The following is a 15,344-nucleotide window of genomic DNA, read 5'->3' on the forward strand; positions in this document are numbered from 1 at the left end:
GCCAGAATTGGTCGGTGAGTGCTTTCGACGCCTACATCGACTCCTTCGAGGGCGAGCCGGGCTACCTGAACTGGGCGGCCTTCGGACCGCTGTCTCCGTCCGTGCGCGAGGAGGTGTTCGCCGACGCGGATCTGCTCGCGAGCGGTCGCCCCTCGTCCCTCGCGCTCGTGGCAGAGCGGGTCGGACAGGCACAGGAGCTCATCGCGGAGATGCTCGGCGCGGATGCCGCCGACGTCACGCTGCAGCCCTCGTCGACCCACGGCCTGATGCACGCCCTGTACGGGCTGCACGGATCGGTCATCGCAGGCGGCGCCGAGTTCCCGAGTGTCAGCCTCACCCTCGAGCGTGCCGCCGCGGCATCGCGTGGATCGCTCGCCCCGCGTTGGCTCGCCCCTGCTGACGGACGCATCACGCCGGATGCCGTCGCCGAGGCGCTCGATGCGGATGTCTCCGCGCTCGTGCTGAGCCACGTGGACTTCCGCACCGGCTATCGCGCCGATCTCGCCGCACTGCGAGAGCTGATCGGTCCCGACCGGCTGCTGATCGTCGACGCGGTGCAGTCCTTCGGTGTGCTGGATGCCGACTACTCCGTGGCCGACGTCGTGGTCGGCCACGGATACAAGTGGCTGCGCGCCGGGCGTGGCAGTGGTTTCGCGTGGTTCTCGCCCCGCGCGCGGGAGAGAATCGCGCCTGTGCTCAGCGGCATCACCGGTTCGTCGTCCGCAGGGCTTCCCGTGGATGAGCTGCCGGTGCCTGCTCCGACGGCGCAGGCCTACACGGTCAGCGGCCCCGACACGCTCGCGGCCGGTCGGCTCGCGATCGGCCTGCGCGACATGCGCGACGCGGGTGTCGCGGCGATCGAGGCGCGTCTCGCCGAGCAGGTCGACGCGGTCATCGAGATCGCCGATAGGCACGGCGTCGCGGTGATCTCGCCGCGCGAGCGCGAGCGCCGGGCCGGCATCGTGTCACTGCTGCCCGACGAGCCGGCGCGTCTCGCCGCGTCGTTGGCGAACGCCGGTCTCGTGGTCACCGCGCGCGGCGCATCGATCCGTGTGGCGCCTCACGCAGGCACCGATGCCGCCACCTTCGCGATGCTCGACGAGGCGCTTCAGGGGTGCGGCACCGCCCGTTAACCAACACGTAACGAAGTGATGGCGTGTCGAGTCGGGTTAATGTCGGCACCTGGTCGTAGCTTCTAGGCATCGGGCAAGGTGCCCGTCGGGTCGGCCTCAGGTTGACGACTCGTGACCCCCTGGTCGACTCGTTCGAAAAACCGGGATTCTCCCCGGGTCGGGAGTGGGTCGTGACCTCACGTACAGCGCAGCAGTCCGCAAGCACCGCGCAGCAGTCCACCCGTAAGACGACGACGCGAGCGGCGTCCGCTGATCCTGATCAGGATCTCCGGACCTACGTGCTCGACACGTCCGTCCTGCTGAGCGATCCGCAGGCGTTCTTCCGGTTCGCCGAGCACTCGGTCGTGCTTCCGGTGGTCGTCATCACCGAACTCGAGGGCAAGCGCCACGACCCCGAGATCGGCTACTTCGCGCGGCAGGCTCTTCGTCATCTCGACGACCTGCGCGTCGAGCACGGTCGTCTCGACTTCCCGGTCGAGGTCGGAGAGGGCGGCACTCTTCGCGTCGAGCTCGCCAACACCGATGCTTCGGTGCTTCCCGCCGGCATCCGGCTCAGCGACAACGACACCCGTATCCTCTCCGTCGCCATGCACCTCTCGCAGGACGGCCAGGACGTCACGATCGTCTCGAAAGACCTCCCGATGCGCGTCAAGGCCGCCTCCCTCGGACTCCGTGCCGAGGAGTACCTGGCCGAGCAGGCGGTCGACTCCGGCTGGACCGGCATCACGACCTTGAACCTCTCGGGCGACGAGATCAGCGACCTGTACGAGAGCGAGGTCGGGATCAGCGAGGACGCCAGGGGGCTTCCGGTGAACACCGGACTCATCATCCACTCCGAGCGCGGATCCGCACTCGGTCGGATGACGGGCGACGGAGAGTACAAGCTCGTTCGTGGCGACCGCGACATCTTCGGGATGCACGGACGCTCGGCTGAGCAGCGCATCGCGATCGACCTGCTGACCGACCCCGACGTGGGCATCGTCTCTCTCGGCGGACGAGCGGGCACGGGCAAGTCGGCGCTCGCGCTGTGCGCCGGACTCGAGGCGGTGCTCGAACGGCAGCAGCAGAAGAAGATCATCGTCTTCCGCCCGCTGTTCGCGGTCGGCGGGCAGGAGCTCGGCTACCTTCCCGGAGACCAGGGCGAGAAGATGGGGCCCTGGGGTCAGGCCGTCTTCGACACTCTCGGTTCGGTGGTCTCGGGAAACGTCATGGAAGAGGTCGTCGAACGGGGCATCCTCGAAGTGCTGCCCCTGACCCACATCCGTGGCCGGTCGCTCCACGACGCGTTCGTGATCGTCGACGAGGCGCAGTCGCTCGAACGCAACGTACTGCTCACGGTGCTCAGCCGGATGGGCCAGAACTCCCGCGTCATCCTCACTCACGACGTGGGCCAGCGAGATAATCTGCGCGTCGGTCGTCATGACGGCATCGCCAGTGTGATCGAGACGCTCAAGGGGCACGACCTGTTCGCACACGTGACGCTGATGCGGTCCGAGCGGTCTGCGATCGCGGCTCTCGTCACCGAGCTCCTCGAGGGCGGCGAACTCAGCTGAGCTCGAAACGCCGGATGCCGCAGGGACGAGTCCCTGCGGCATCCGGCGTCTCAGCGTGCGACGATCAACCCGGGTGGGTCATCGAGAGCAGGTCGAGCTTCTCGTCGAGCTGCTCGATCGTGAGGTCGCCCCGCTCGACGTAGCCGAGGTCGATCACGGCGTCGCGGACGGTGATGCCCTTCGCCACGGCGTGCTTGGCGATCTTGGCCGCAGCCTCGTAGCCGATGAGCTTGTTCAGCGGAGTGACGATCGACGGGCTCATCCCGGCGAATGCGGCGGCCCGCTCGAGGTTGGCCTCCAGGCCGTCGACGGTCTTGTCGGCGAGCACGCGCGACGCGTTCGCGAGCAGACGGATCGACTCGAGCAGCGCCGTACCCATCACCGGGATGGCGACGTTGAGCTCGAACGAACCGGATGCGCCGGCCCAGGCGACGGTCGCGTCGTTGCCGATCACTCGGGCGCAGACCATCAGCACGGCCTCGGGGACGACCGGGTTGACCTTGCCGGGCATGATCGAGGATCCGGGCTGCAGGTCGGGGATGTGCAGCTCGCCGAGACCCGTGTTGGGGCCGGAACCCATCCAGCGCAGATCGTTGTTGATCTTGGTCAGCGAGACGGCGATGGTGCGCAGCGCACCGGATGCCTCGACGAGGCCGTCGCGGTTGGCCTGCGCCTCGAAGTGGTCCTTCGCCTCGGTGATCGGCAGCTCGGTCTCGGCCGCGAGCAGCGCGATGACCTTCTGCGGGAAGCCGAGCGGCGTGTTGATGCCCGTTCCGGTGGCCGTGCCGCCGAGAGGGACCTCGGAGACGCGGGGGAGGGCGGACTGCACGCGCTCGATGCCGAGGCGGATCTGACGGGCGTAGCCGCCGAACTCCTGGCCGAGGGTGACCGGGGTCGCATCCATGAGGTGCGTGCGGCCGGACTTCACCGCGTCCTTCCACAGCTCCGCCTTCGCCTCGAGGGCGACGGCGAGGTGGTCGAGCGCCGGGATCAGCGTGTCGATCAGGGCCTGCGTCACGGCGATGTGCACGGAGGTCGGGAACACGTCGTTCGACGACTGCGAAGCGTTCACGTGGTCGTTCGGGTGCACGTTCGCACCGAGGATGCGGGTGGCGAGAGTCGCGAGCACCTCGTTCATGTTCATGTTCGACGACGTACCGGAACCTGTCTGGTACGTGTCGACCGGGAACTCGCCGTCATGTGCGCCCGAGGCGACCAGATCGGCGGCCTGGGCGATCGCGTCGGCGATCGCGCCGTCGAGCGTGCCGAGCTCCTTGTTCGCGAGCGCTGCGGCCTTCTTGATGCGCGCGAGAGCGGCGATCTGCGTCGACTCGAGACCCTTGCCCGAGATCGGGAAGTTCTCGACGGCGCGCTGCGTCTGCGCGCCGTACAGCGCGTTCACGGGAACCCGCACCTCGCCCATGGTGTCGTGCTCGATGCGGTAGCCCTGCGAGTTCTCGCCGCTGAGCTGGTCGGTGTCGGTCATTCCGAACCCTCCTTGGTTGCGGGGCCGTGCCCCTCGGTCTCGATTCCGTCTGTGTCGATTCCGACCGTGATGACGGGCACCGCGGTGCCCTCGGCCAGACGGTAGTTGGCGCCGACGATGCCCAGGCGGCCTTCGGCGACCGCGTTGGAGATCACCTCGGACGACTGCAGCAGATCGCTCACGGTGTTGCGCAGGTGCTCCTGGCCGACCAGGTCGGCGTCGATCTCGTCGACGGTGGTTCCGCCGTTCTCGACGAGCACCTTGCGGGCGGCGGGGACGATCGGCGCGATGAGCTTCCAGATGTGCGGAGGCAGGGGAGCGGCGTCGATCGCGGTGCCGTCGATGGCGGCGCGCACGGCGCCGCACGAGTCGTGCGCGAGGACGACGATCAGGGGCACGTTCAGCACGGCGACCGCGTATTCGAGGCTCGCGACGATGGATTCGCCGATCACCTGGCCGGCGTTGCGGACGACGAAGAGGTCGCCGAGGCCGAGGTCGAAGATGATCTCCGCCGCGAGGCGCGAGTCCGAGCAGCCGAACAGGGTCGCGACCGGATGCTGCGCGGCAGCCAGGTGCTTGCGTCGCGCGACGTCCTGGTTCGGGTGCCGAGGGGCGTCATCGACGAATCGCTGGTTGCCCTCCTGCATCTGCTTCCAGGCGGCGGCGGGCGTGAGCGTATCTGTCATGAGGGCTACTCCGAGAGGTCGCGGATCTGCGGGACGAGGGATTCGGCGAGCTCAGCCGTGGAGTCGGCCGAACGCGAGCCGTAGAGCAGAAGGTAGTCGTCACCCGCCTGGGTGCCGATCGCGTAGGTGATGTTCTGCTTCGCGCCGGCATCACCGGGCTCGTAGACATCCCACTCGAGGCCGCCGATCGACGTCGTGTCCGTCGGCGCGGTTCCGTTCAGACGCTGCGGTGCCCACGACGAATCGGCCCCGAAGGCCTGCGCGAGCTTGACGAAGCCGCGCTCGTCCTCGGCGGACGGGGCCAGCGTCACGTCCCACACCGAGGTCGCGCCGCTCGTGAGGCCGGCCGCGTTCACGCGCCAGAAGTCGTTGAGATCGGGAACGATCACCGGGCTGTCGACGGTGGACTCCACGTCGGCGGCGATGCTGACCATGTCGATGGTGGTGCTCGTCGCTGGTTCGCCGCGGGGCACGGCGAACACGATCACCGCGACGATGGCCAGGGTGGCGATCAGAGCGGCGATCAGGCTGCGCACCGTCTGGCTCGAGCGGTAGGCCTTGCTCGATGCGGCCTTGCGGGCCGCGGTCTCAGCGGGAGTCTCGGGGCGACCGAGCTCCGCGACGATGGGGGCGGGCTTGTTCACGACTCGTCCTTATCGGAGGCGTCGGGGGCGTCGGCGGCGGCGCGGGCGGCCTCGAGGCGACGCTTCGCGCCGAGCAGCCACTCCTCGCATCGGGCGGCGAGAGCCTCGCCGCGCTCCCAGAGGGCGAGCGACTGCTCGAGGGTCGGAGCACCCTGTTCCAGCTCGGAGACGACCTTCACGAGCTCGTCGCGAGCGGCCTCGAACGACAGCGTGTCCACAGGGGTGTCGTTCAGCGCACTCACGCCTCCATCCTACGCGGTGCGCAGGCTGTGCTCATCCGGAGCGAGGCGCCGGTCCCTCGGCGATCTCTCCTTCGGAACGCGCCGCGACCGACCCTCGGTCGACGGTGATCGTCAGAGCGCTGCCGGCCGGTGCATCCGCCGCATCGCGAAGGATCACACCGCCCTCGAGGTGAGCGATCGCGTACCCGCGCGCGAGCGTGGCGGCGGGGGAGAGGGCGCGAAGTGACGCGCGCAGCTCGCTGGTCGCGCGCCCTGCCGCATCGTGCTGGCGCGTGATCGTGTCGCGTCCACGCGAGAGCAGCAACCACACATCCTGAGAGCGCGAGTCGATGATGGGATCGGGTGAGCGCAGCGCGGGGCGGGAGCGCAATTGCTCGAGCTGGGCGATGTCATGCGACAGCCGCTGCGTGAGGCGTGAGGTCGCCCGGGACCGCAGTTGTGCGATCAGCGCGCGTTGCTCGCTGACGTCCGGCACGACGCGCTTCGCCGCGTCGGTCGGAGTCGAGGCGCGGAGATCCGCGACGTCGTCGAGGAGCGGGCGGTCGTTCTCGTGTCCGATCGCGCTCACCACGGGGGTGGATGCTGCGGCTACGGCGCGGACGAGCCGCTCATCGCTGAATCCGAGGAGGGTCTGCGGGTCTCCGCCGCCGCGGGCGATGACGATCACGTCGACATCGGGGTCGGCGTCGAGTCGGGCGAGGGCGGCAAGAGTGTCGGGCACGCACCGGTCGCCCTGGACGGCGGCGTACTCGGTGCGGAAGCGGACCTGCGGCCAGCGCAGCTCCGCGTTGCGGTGCACGTCCTTCTCGGCATCGGAGCGCTCGCCCGTGATCAGACCGATCACGTGCGGGAGGAAGGGGAGACGCTTCTTGCGCGCGGAGTCGAACAACCCCTCCTGGCGCAGCTGCATGCGGAGCTTCTCGAGGCGTTCCAGCTGATCGCCGAGCCCGACGTGCTTCATCGCCGAGACGGTGAAGCTGAAGTCGCCCGCCTTGACGAAGTAGTCGGCTTTGACGGCTGCGACGACGTGGTCGCCCACGGCCAGATCTCCAGGAATGCGGGGGCGGACGCTCGACCACACCCGGATCGAGATCTGCGCGTCCGAGCGGGTGTCTTTGAGCCGGGCGAAGATGTTGCCGCCACGGACGTTCCAGGACGTGATCTCTCCCTCGACCCAGACGGTGTTCCACCGGGCGACGAAATCTCGGATCGTGCCGTTCAGGCGGGCGACGGAGGTCGGGGCGTCCGCCGAAGAGTCACGCGGAGCGACCGCATCCGCCGGAGGAGTCTCGCCCGGACGCGTGGAGGCTTCGAAGACCGTCATCCGCTCAGTGCACCTTCCCGCTCCTGCTCAGGTTCTCGGCGGTAGAATTCGAGTGTGACTTCGACTGCCGTTCATCTGCCTCTGCCGCGCATCCCACGAGTACGTGGGGCGGCCGGGCGGCTTCAGGATAACCCGGTGGTGGGGAACAAGCGCGTTCTGCTCGCGGCACCGCGTGGATACTGCGCTGGCGTCGACCGCGCGGTCGTCGCGGTCGAGAAGGCGCTCGAGCGCTACGGCGCGCCCGTCTATGTGCGCAAGCAGATCGTGCACAACATCCACGTGGTGTCCGAACTCGAAGAGAAGGGCGCGATCTTCGTCGAGGAGGTCGACGAGGTTCCGGAGGGCGCTCACGTCGTCTTCAGCGCGCACGGTGTCTCGCCCGCTGTCGTGGAGGCTGCCTCCGATCGCGGCCTGCACGCGATCGATGCGACCTGCCCGCTCGTCACGAAGGTCCACCGTGAGGCCGTCCGCTTCGCTCGGGATGACTTCGAGATCCTGCTGATCGGCCACGAAGGACACGAGGAGGTCGAGGGAACTGCCGGCGAGGCGCCCGATCACGTGACCATCGTCAACTCTCCCGCTGAGGCCGACACCGTGCAGGTGAAAGACCCATCGAAGGTCGTCTGGCTGTCGCAGACCACTCTCTCGGTCGACGAGACCATGGAGACGGTCAACCGTCTGCGGACCCGCTTCCCGGAGATGCACAATCCTCCGTCCGACGACATCTGCTATGCGACGCAGAACCGTCAGGTTGCGATCAAGAAGGTCGCGGCGAACGCTGACCTCGTGATCGTCGTGGGCTCGTCGAACTCCTCGAACTCCGTGCGCCTGGTCGAGGTCGCCCTGGAATACGGAGCGAAGGCCGCCTACCGCGTGGACTACGCCGAAGAGGTCAAGCAGGAGTGGCTCGACGGCGTCGCCACGGTCGGCGTGACCAGCGGAGCATCCGTTCCCGAGGTGCTCGTCCGGGAGGTGCTCGAGGCCCTCGACGGAGCGGGCTACCGCGACGTCGAAGAGGTCAAGACGGCAGAGGAGGACCTCATGTTCTCGCTGCCCAAGGAGCTCCGACAGAATGCCTCGGGTCAGCGCGATGATCGTGCGCTGGGGGGCCGCGCCTCCGGCGGAAACACCTGACTGTGCCCACCACCGAGGCGGCGCCGACCCTGATCGGATCGGTCCAGCGCGCCCTGCGCCTGGTCGACATCGTGGCGGACTCGCGCCGGCCCGTGCCTGTCAAGGCGCTCGCCGCGCTCACCGGTCTCACCCAGGGCACGACCTACAACCTCGTGCGCACGCTGATTCACGAGGGATACCTGGCCAACGAGCCGGATGGACTCGTTCTCGGCGCCAGCTTCCCGGTGTTCCGGGCGGCTCCGGATGCCGGCGGAGTGCTCCTCGCGCGAGTGCGATCGGCGCTGCGCGAGGTCACGGAAGCAGTGGGAGAGACGGCCTATCTGTCTCGGTACCACGATGGCGAGATGCACCTCGTCGACATCGGCGATGCGGCACGGACTCCGCGGATCGACCTGTCGGTGGCGCTCGAGTCGAGTGCGCACGCGACGGCGCTCGGCAAGCAGATCCTCACCGACCTCACGTGTGGTGAGCGTCTCGACTATCTGTCACGCCATCGCCTGGAGGAGCTCACGCCGCGCACCATCAGCGACCGGGGCGCACTGCTGGCGGAGCTGGAGCGGTCACCGGGCTTCGCCCTGGACCGTGAGGAGTACGCGATCGGCAACACGTGTGTCGCCGTTCCCGTGATCGCACCGAACATCGTGGCGTCGCTGGCGATCTCCCTCCCGTCTGACCGGGCGCACGTCGGCCGCGGCCTCGTCACGAAGCTCAAGCAGACCGCGACACGGTTGTCGTTGCAGCTCGGCGCGGATGCGCTGACGGGCGGAGAACCGGATCTTCAGACGGCGATCTGACGCTCGTCCACGAAAATGTTCGCTATCTGAAGAAATGCCACTAGCGGGTCGGCACGCGCTTTCCTAACATGTGAGGTGTAGTCGCATGTGCAAACGGCACTACTGGTGGTGGAACGTCCCCAGCGTTCCTCGACCCACTTGGATGACGAATGTCCCCAGCGTTCCGAATCCGCGGCCCCGAGGAGTCCCCACTTCTCCGGGGCCGCCATCATGTTCGGGCGGCTCACTCTGAGAGCCGCGCAGAGACGGTGCGGATAGCATGGCGGCATGACCGACCAGCGGCCTCAATACGGCGAAATCGCGACCCTCGAAGAGCAGCGCAAGGCAGCAGGGCTGCCGCCGCTCGACGAGATGCCTCCCGCCGTCCCCGTCGCGCCGGCCCCTGAGGTCGCATCCCGGGGTGCAGCAGCAACAGCAGCCCGGCCGCGCCCGGTCGACAGGTTCATCACCATCGGCCTGCTCGCCTACGGTCTCGTCAACGTCGTGGTGACCGGGTTGTCGTATCTCGACTTCCCCACCGCGATGAACCAGATGATGAGCGTTCTCGGTGTCGACGGCGAGTTCACGAACTTCGCCCAGGGTAAGGTCTGGGGCACGGTTGCCGCGATCGTGCTCGCCGCAGGATGGTCACTCACCGCGTATTTCTCGATCCGTCGGCTGCGCAGCGGCAAGACCTCGTGGTGGGTACCGCTCGCCGGGGCCGCTGTGACGCTTCTCGCGGCGTCGATCTGCGCTGCCATCCCGCTGATGAACGACCCGGCCTTCATCGACTTCGTCGCCAAGACTGCCGGCCAGTAGGTGGCTCAGACACAGAGATGCCCCCGACCGCAGCGGTCGGGGGCATCTCTCTGTCAGGCCGGGATCAGCTCTTCGACTGTCCGTACGAGCCGAGCTGGCGCGTCGACTCGACGACGCGGGCGGCCATCGCCGTCTCCGCGACCTTGCCCCAGGCGCGCGGGTCGTACTGCTTCTTGTTGCCGACCTCGCCGTCGACCTTGAGGACGCCGTCGTAGTTCTTGAACATGTAGTCGGCGATCGCGCGGGTGTACGCGTACTGCGTGTCCGTGTCGATGTTCATCTTGATGACACCGTTGGCGACCGCCAGGGCGATCTCCTCATCGGTCGAGCCGGAGCCGCCGTGGAAGACCAGGTCGAGCGGCTTCGCACCCGTGTTGTACTTCGCGGCGACCTGCTGCTGGATCTCGCCCAGGAGCTCGGGGCGCAGCTTGACGCCACCGGGCTTGTAGACGCCGTGCACGTTGCCGAACGTGAGGGCAGCGATGTAGCGACCCTGCTCGCCGAGGCCGAGAGCCTGGACGGCCTGATCGACATCCGCGAACGTCGTGTAGAGGGCATCGTTCGATCCCTCGTGTGCGACGCCGTCTTCTTCGCCGCCGACGACGCCGATCTCGACCTCGAGGATGGCGTTGATGTTCTTCATGCGGGGAAGGAGGTCCTGAGCGATCTCGATGTTCTCCGCAAGAGGCACGGCCGAGCCGTCCCACATGTGCGACTGGAAGATCGGGTTGCGTCCGGCCTTGACCTCTTCTTCAGAGGCTGCGATCAGCGGCTCGACGAAGCCGCCGAGGGCGTCCTTCGGGCAGTGGTCGGTGTGCAGCGCGACGGTGATCGGGTAGTTCTTGGCGACCTCGGTCGCGAAGCGTGCGAAGGCGAGTGCGCCGGTCGCGCGTGCCTTGACCGTGTGGCCGGCGAAGTAGTCCGCGCCACCGGTGGTGACCTGGATGATTCCGTCGGAACCTGCCTCGGTCAGGCCCTGGAGGACCGAGTTGATCGTCTGCGAGCTCGAGACGTTGAATGCGGGGTACGCGAAGCCGCCGGCCTTCGCGCGGTCGAGCATTTCGGCGTACTGATCCGGGGTGGCGACGGGCATGAGAACTCCTGCGATTTTGGGAAGCCGGGACAGCAGTCACTCTATCGGGGCTGGCTCTCGGTTTCCGGCGGCGAGGCGCGGTGAGCATCCCGCTCCTGCGCTCACGTTAAGAATCGCATTTCCTTCGGCCCCTGTTGCATGAAAACACCCCGATTGACAGTGTCTCGATGGCTAGGCTGACCGCATGGTTAGTCTTACAGCGGATCTCAGCCCCCTTCGTCCCGATCGAAACCTCGCGATGGAGCTGGTGCGGGCCACTGAGGCAGCCGCGATCCGCGCCGTGCCGTTCATCGGTCGGGGTGCGAAGGAAGCGGCGGACGGCGCTGCGGTCGATGCGATGCGCGCGTTCCTCGGCACCGTCGCGTTCCAGGGGCGTGTCGTGATCGGTGAGGGTGAGAAGGACAACGCGCCGATGCTGTTCAACGGTGAAGAGGTCGGCACCGGCACCGGCCCGCAGTGCGACATCGCCGTGGACCCGATCGACGGCACGTCGCTCACCGCGGCGGGTCGCCAGAACGCCCTCTCCGTGATCGCCGTCTCCGACCGCGGGTCGATGCTCGACGCCTCCACCGTGTTCTACATGGACAAGCTCGTGACAGGACCCGCCGGCGTTGGAGTGGTCGACATCCGCCTTCCGATCGGCGAGAACATCCGCAAGCTCGCCGGCGCGCTCGGCAAGCCTGTCGACGAGATCGTCGTCTCGGTGCTCAACCGTCCTCGTCACGAGAAGCTGATCCAGGAGATCCGGGATGCCGGAGCGGGAACGCGTCTGATGAGCGACGGCGACGTCGCCGGCGGCATCAACGCAGCACGTCATGCCGCTCGTACCGACATGTGCGTCGGCGTCGGAGGCAGCCCGGAGGGCATCGTCACGGCCTGTGCCATCAAGGCGCTCGGCGGTCACATCCAGGGTCGCCTCTGGCCGCGCGACGATGACGAGCGTCAGCGCGGTATCGACGCGGGGCTCGACATGGACAAGGTCTACGAGGCCGACGACCTGGTGCGAGGGGACAACACGATCTTCGTCGCGACCGGCGTCACGGACGGGCAGCTCGTCGCCGGTGTGCGTCGTGAGGGCGGCTACATCTACACCGAGAGCGTCGTGCTGCGCGGTGCCTCGGGAACACTGCGCAGAATCGCCTCCGAGCACCTCGTCTCGAAGTGGCTTTGATGCCGGTCGGCTAGGCTCCGCGGGCCATCGTTACCGACCCGGTACCGCTCTGCGGAGTGCTGGGCCCGGCATTCTCGCGTGGCCGTGTCACAATTGTCACTGGATTTGTCGCCGTCGACGGAGCCGCCAGGCACCGCAGGCACAGGAGGGCAGACCGATGACAACGCAGCACACGAGTGGTTCCAAGGCCGCGCCGACCAAAATCGTGACGACGCCCACCGGTCGAATCATGCGAATCAACGTCGATGAGGCCGGGGTGCCGATCGCGTCCGCTACGCCGGCTGTGCCGGTGGCGAAGGCGCCTGCTGTCGCGGACCCGGCTCGCCGTGCGGACGTGCTCTTCCGCAAGCGCCTCGACGAGGGTCACGAGCTCAGCTCCTGGTGGATGATCGGCGCCTTCGTCGTGACGAGCGGCCTGGTCATCCTGCTGCTCAGCGGCGTGCCCGGTATCGCCTGAGCTCAGCGTCTCAGCGTCTCAGCGTCTCAGACCCGTCCGATTCGGAGGTCGTAGGGTTCGCTGCGCCGTGACCGCTCAGGCGCGACCGGATCTCGCCGACGTCCGCCAGAAGCCCTGAGTCCTGCTGTTCGGTGTTCTTGACGAGCTCCGGGTTCTCCGCAGGCTCCGGGTTCTCGACGAGCTCCGTCTTCTCGACGAGCTCTTCGGCCGTGAACCTGCGCGTCTGCGCCGTGATCGTCGGGGGAGCGGAGTCGAGGGTCGTCGCGCTGATGCCGGGGAACTGCCGTGCTGTCACGAGCACTCTGCTCTCGAGCGAGCCGGCGAAGCGGTTGTAGCTGTCTACGGTGCGTTCGAGTGCTCGACGAAGGTCGTCGGCGTGACCGGCCAGGACGCCCAGTCGGTCGTACAGCTGGGTGCCGAGGTTCAGCAGAGACCGTGCCTCGGTGGATACCTCCTGCTGCGTCCAGGTGTAGGCGACGGTCTTGAGCACCGCCCACAGGTTCACGGGGGACGCGAGGGCTACCCGCTTGCTGAAGGCGTAGTCGAGCAGCGTCGGATCCTCGTCGATGGCCGCGGCGAGCAGCGACTCGCTCGGCAGGAAGCAGATCACGAACTCGGGGCTCGCATCGAGCCCCGACCAGTACGCCTTCTTGGCCAGCGCGTCGATATGGGCACGCACCGCCTTGACGTGCTTCTGCATGTGCACCCGGCGCTGCGCTTCATAGGCGTCGCCGATCGGCAGCGCGGAGGCCTCGAGATAGGCATCCAGCGGGACCTTCGCGTCGACCGCGATCGACGTGCCGCCCGCCAGTCGGATCACCATGTCGGGGCGACCCTGGCCGCGGTCGGAGGAGATGGTCGACTGGAGATCGAAATCCACGTGCCTGGTCAGTCCCGCGGCCTCGACGACGCGGCGCAACTGAGTCTCGCCCCAGACGCCGCGTGTGGCTGTCGACCGCAGCGCTCCGGCGAGCGACTCGGTCGTCGAGCGCAGAGCCTCGTCGGACTCCTGCGCGCGCCTGAGCTGCTCTGCGAGGGACCCGAACTGCGCATGCCGTTCCTGCTCGATGGCCGACACCTTCTGCTGCATCTGCTGCAGGCTCTCGCGAACGGGGGCGAGAGCCGTGAGCACCGCATTCTGCTGCTGCACACGCTGCGCCTCGGCGCGCTGCTCGAGTCTCGCGTGCTCGACGGCATCCCGATACAGGTCGTACTGCCGGTCGCGATCGTCTCGGGCGGCGGCGAGCTCTGCCTCGGCACGAGCGAGATCCGCCGCACCGCGGGAGCCACGGAGGAACCATCCCACTGCGGCTCCGGCCACGAGAGCGGCCAGGAGGAGAACGAGAGTGAGAGCATCCATGTGCTCCATGATGCGCTCGGCCACGGACATTCGTCCGGTGCGACTCAGGCGACGGCACGCTCCGGAGTGACGACGACCGGATCGGTCACACGCAGCTTGAGCGCATCGGCCAGGGAGAAGACGTCGGATGCGCCGTTCCGGCGGGCGGCATCGATGATGATGTGCGCGCAGGCGAGCGCGTCAGCGAGCGCGTCATGGTGGGAGAAGCCGGTGAAACCGGCAGCCTCGGCGGCCTTCGGGAGCCGATACGACTCGAGCTCGTAGGTCTTGCGCGCCACCTGCAGGCTGCACAGCGAGCGATACGGCGGGCAGTCGCCACCGGTGGCCTCCGACGCGCGGCGGAGCACGTTGAGGTCGAAGCCTGCGTTGTGCGCCACGAGCACGTCGGCGCCCGCGAAGGCGCAGAGACGGTCGAACTGATCCGACCAGGTGGCCGCGTCCAGCACGTCGTGCGCACGGATGCCGTGGATCTTCGTGTTCCACTCCTGGAACTCGTCGTGCCCCGCCGGCGGGCGGATCAGCCATCCGGCCGTCGCGACGATCCGGCCATCGCGCACACGCACGAGGCCGACGGAGCAGGCTGAGGCGGGGCTGGAATTCGCCGTCTCGAAGTCGATAGCGGTGAAGTCCAGTGGCACATCCCCACTCTCTCCCGGCATCCGAGACGCCCCAGGATGACTCGCCGTAGGCTGGCGACATGAGTACCGACCGAGCGACATCCTTCGGCGCCGAGGCCGCGAACTACGAGGCCGGAAGACCCGACTATCCCTTCGAGGCAGTCACTTGGATGCTCGAGCCGATGCCGCACGGCTCTCGTCGCATCGCCGATGTCGGCGCGGGCACGGGCAAGCTCACGCGGGTCCTCGCTCAGGCACCGGACGCCGAGGTCGTGGCCGTCGACCCGGATGTCACCATGCTCGAGACCCTGCGTCTGAGCGTCCCCGGCGTTCCGACGTTCCAGGGAACCGCCGAGCGGATGCCGCTGCCCGATGCGAGCGTCGACGCCGTCGTGCTCGGTCAGGCGTGGCACTGGGTGGAGCCGTCAGCTGCATCTGCCGAGCTCGGACGGGTCGTCCGCGCCGGGGGAGTCCTGGGGCTGATATGGAACATCCGCGACGAGCGCGTGGAGTGGGTTCGTCGCCTGACCGACATCATGCACAGCAGTGCGGCCGAGAACATGGTCAACGGCCCCGGTTCCGACGGCCCACGCATCGAGGCGCCCTTCACGCATGTCGAGAAGCAGCAGTGGGAGTGGGCCCGCCCGATGAGCAGGGCGAGACTGCACCAGATGGCGCTCTCACGCAGCTACCTCATCACCGCCCCCGCCGACGAGCGCGCGGAGATCACCCGGCAGATGGACGACCTGTTCGACGAGCTGGGGCTCGATGGCGAGACGACGATCGACCTCCCCTACGTGACGCACGCGTTCCGCGCCGTGCGCGCCTGACCGGCATCCCGCAGGGACTGCG

Annotated in this window: 16 protein-coding genes; 8 read left to right on the forward strand and 8 right to left on the reverse strand. The window is 67.9% G+C overall.

The genetic code is table 11. The annotated features are described in order from the left end of the window. The first annotated feature begins 14 nt into the window (after nucleotides 1-14). Nucleotides 15-1,133 carry an aminotransferase class V-fold PLP-dependent enzyme gene (locus RQG77_RS01140; RefSeq protein ID WP_311243052.1) on the forward strand — a complete coding sequence of 373 codons (1,119 nt, stop codon included), beginning with the start codon at nucleotides 15-17 and terminating at the stop codon, nucleotides 1,131-1,133. Nucleotides 1,134-1,303: 170 nt separating this feature from the next. Then, a complete protein-coding gene (locus tag RQG77_RS01145) occupies nucleotides 1,304-2,686 on the forward strand; it encodes a PhoH family protein (RefSeq protein ID WP_396653372.1) in 1,383 nt (460 codons plus the stop codon). Nucleotides 2,687-2,750: 64 nt separating this feature from the next. Here the strand turns inward: RQG77_RS01145 and RQG77_RS01150 are convergent, their stop codons facing one another. The 5 genes from RQG77_RS01150 to xseA are packed head-to-tail and all read right to left on the reverse strand — an operon-like array spanning nucleotide 2,751 to nucleotide 7,068. Continuing rightward, on the reverse strand, nucleotides 2,751-4,172 hold the full coding sequence (locus RQG77_RS01150; RefSeq protein ID WP_311243053.1) for a class II fumarate hydratase: 1,422 nt from the start codon (nucleotides 4,170-4,172) through the stop codon (nucleotides 2,751-2,753). After that, nucleotides 4,169-4,858, reverse strand: coding sequence for a carbonic anhydrase (locus RQG77_RS01155; protein WP_311243054.1), 690 nt, complete (start codon nucleotides 4,856-4,858; stop codon nucleotides 4,169-4,171). The genes RQG77_RS01150 and RQG77_RS01155 overlap by 4 nt, the downstream gene beginning before the upstream one ends. A 5-nt stretch (nucleotides 4,859-4,863) precedes the next feature. Next, the gene (locus RQG77_RS01160; protein ID WP_311243055.1) at nucleotides 4,864-5,502 is read right to left on the reverse strand and encodes a DUF4245 family protein; all 639 of its coding nucleotides are present in this window, start codon (nucleotides 5,500-5,502) and stop codon (nucleotides 4,864-4,866) included. Further along, nucleotides 5,499-5,744 carry an exodeoxyribonuclease VII small subunit gene (locus RQG77_RS01165; RefSeq protein WP_311243056.1) on the reverse strand — a complete coding sequence of 82 codons (246 nt, stop codon included), beginning with the start codon at nucleotides 5,742-5,744 and terminating at the stop codon, nucleotides 5,499-5,501. The genes RQG77_RS01160 and RQG77_RS01165 overlap by 4 nt, the downstream gene beginning before the upstream one ends. A gap of 31 nt (nucleotides 5,745-5,775) precedes the next feature. Continuing rightward, complete coding sequence (gene xseA / locus RQG77_RS01170) at nucleotides 5,776-7,068, reverse strand: exodeoxyribonuclease VII large subunit (RefSeq protein ID WP_311243057.1); 1,293 nt, start codon at nucleotides 7,066-7,068, stop codon at nucleotides 5,776-5,778. 90 nt (nucleotides 7,069-7,158) lie between these two features. Between xseA and RQG77_RS01175 the strand changes: the two genes are divergently transcribed. The 3 genes from RQG77_RS01175 (at nucleotide 7,159) to RQG77_RS01185 (ending at nucleotide 9,794) form a co-directional block, all read left to right on the forward strand. Next, nucleotides 7,159-8,202, forward strand: a complete 1,044-nt coding sequence (locus RQG77_RS01175; RefSeq protein WP_396653379.1) for a 4-hydroxy-3-methylbut-2-enyl diphosphate reductase — start codon at nucleotides 7,159-7,161, stop codon at nucleotides 8,200-8,202. A 2-nt stretch (nucleotides 8,203-8,204) separates the two neighbouring features. Beyond that, nucleotides 8,205-8,996 (forward strand): IclR family transcriptional regulator C-terminal domain-containing protein, encoded by a 792-nt coding sequence (locus RQG77_RS01180; protein ID WP_311243059.1) that lies wholly within the window; start codon nucleotides 8,205-8,207, stop codon nucleotides 8,994-8,996. 267 nt (nucleotides 8,997-9,263) lie between these two features. Next, nucleotides 9,264-9,794, forward strand: a complete 531-nt coding sequence (locus RQG77_RS01185) for a DUF6264 family protein (RefSeq protein ID WP_311243060.1) — start codon at nucleotides 9,264-9,266, stop codon at nucleotides 9,792-9,794. 64 nt (nucleotides 9,795-9,858) lie between these two features. Here the strand turns inward: RQG77_RS01185 and fbaA are convergent, their stop codons facing one another. Further along, nucleotides 9,859-10,887, reverse strand: coding sequence for a class II fructose-bisphosphate aldolase (gene fbaA / locus RQG77_RS01190; RefSeq protein WP_311243061.1), 1,029 nt, complete (start codon nucleotides 10,885-10,887; stop codon nucleotides 9,859-9,861). A 184-nt stretch (nucleotides 10,888-11,071) separates the two neighbouring features. Between fbaA and glpX the strand changes: the two genes are divergently transcribed. Beyond that, nucleotides 11,072-12,058 carry a class II fructose-bisphosphatase gene (gene glpX, locus RQG77_RS01195; RefSeq protein ID WP_311243062.1) on the forward strand — a complete coding sequence of 329 codons (987 nt, stop codon included), beginning with the start codon at nucleotides 11,072-11,074 and terminating at the stop codon, nucleotides 12,056-12,058. Between the two features lie 157 nt (nucleotides 12,059-12,215). After that, nucleotides 12,216-12,515: a hypothetical protein gene (locus RQG77_RS01200; RefSeq protein WP_311243063.1), complete on the forward strand. Its 300-nt coding sequence runs from the start codon at nucleotides 12,216-12,218 to the stop codon at nucleotides 12,513-12,515. Nucleotides 12,516-12,525: 10 nt separating this feature from the next. Here the strand turns inward: RQG77_RS01200 and RQG77_RS01205 are convergent, their stop codons facing one another. Continuing rightward, a complete protein-coding gene (locus tag RQG77_RS01205; protein WP_311243458.1) occupies nucleotides 12,526-13,875 on the reverse strand; it encodes a DNA recombination protein RmuC in 1,350 nt (449 codons plus the stop codon). Nucleotides 13,876-13,919: 44 nt separating this feature from the next. Further along, on the reverse strand, nucleotides 13,920-14,513 hold the full coding sequence (locus tag RQG77_RS01210; protein ID WP_311243064.1) for an exonuclease domain-containing protein: 594 nt from the start codon (nucleotides 14,511-14,513) through the stop codon (nucleotides 13,920-13,922). Nucleotides 14,514-14,572: 59 nt separating this feature from the next. On the opposite strand from RQG77_RS01210, the gene RQG77_RS01215 reads away from it, so the two are divergent. Continuing rightward, the gene (locus RQG77_RS01215; protein ID WP_311243065.1) at nucleotides 14,573-15,322 is read left to right on the forward strand and encodes a class I SAM-dependent methyltransferase; all 750 of its coding nucleotides are present in this window, start codon (nucleotides 14,573-14,575) and stop codon (nucleotides 15,320-15,322) included. Nucleotides 15,323-15,344 lie beyond the last annotated feature (22 nt).

The organism is Microbacterium sp. WCS2018Hpa-23 (assembly GCF_031843845.1).
GTDB lineage: Bacteria > Actinomycetota > Actinomycetes > Actinomycetales > Microbacteriaceae > Microbacterium.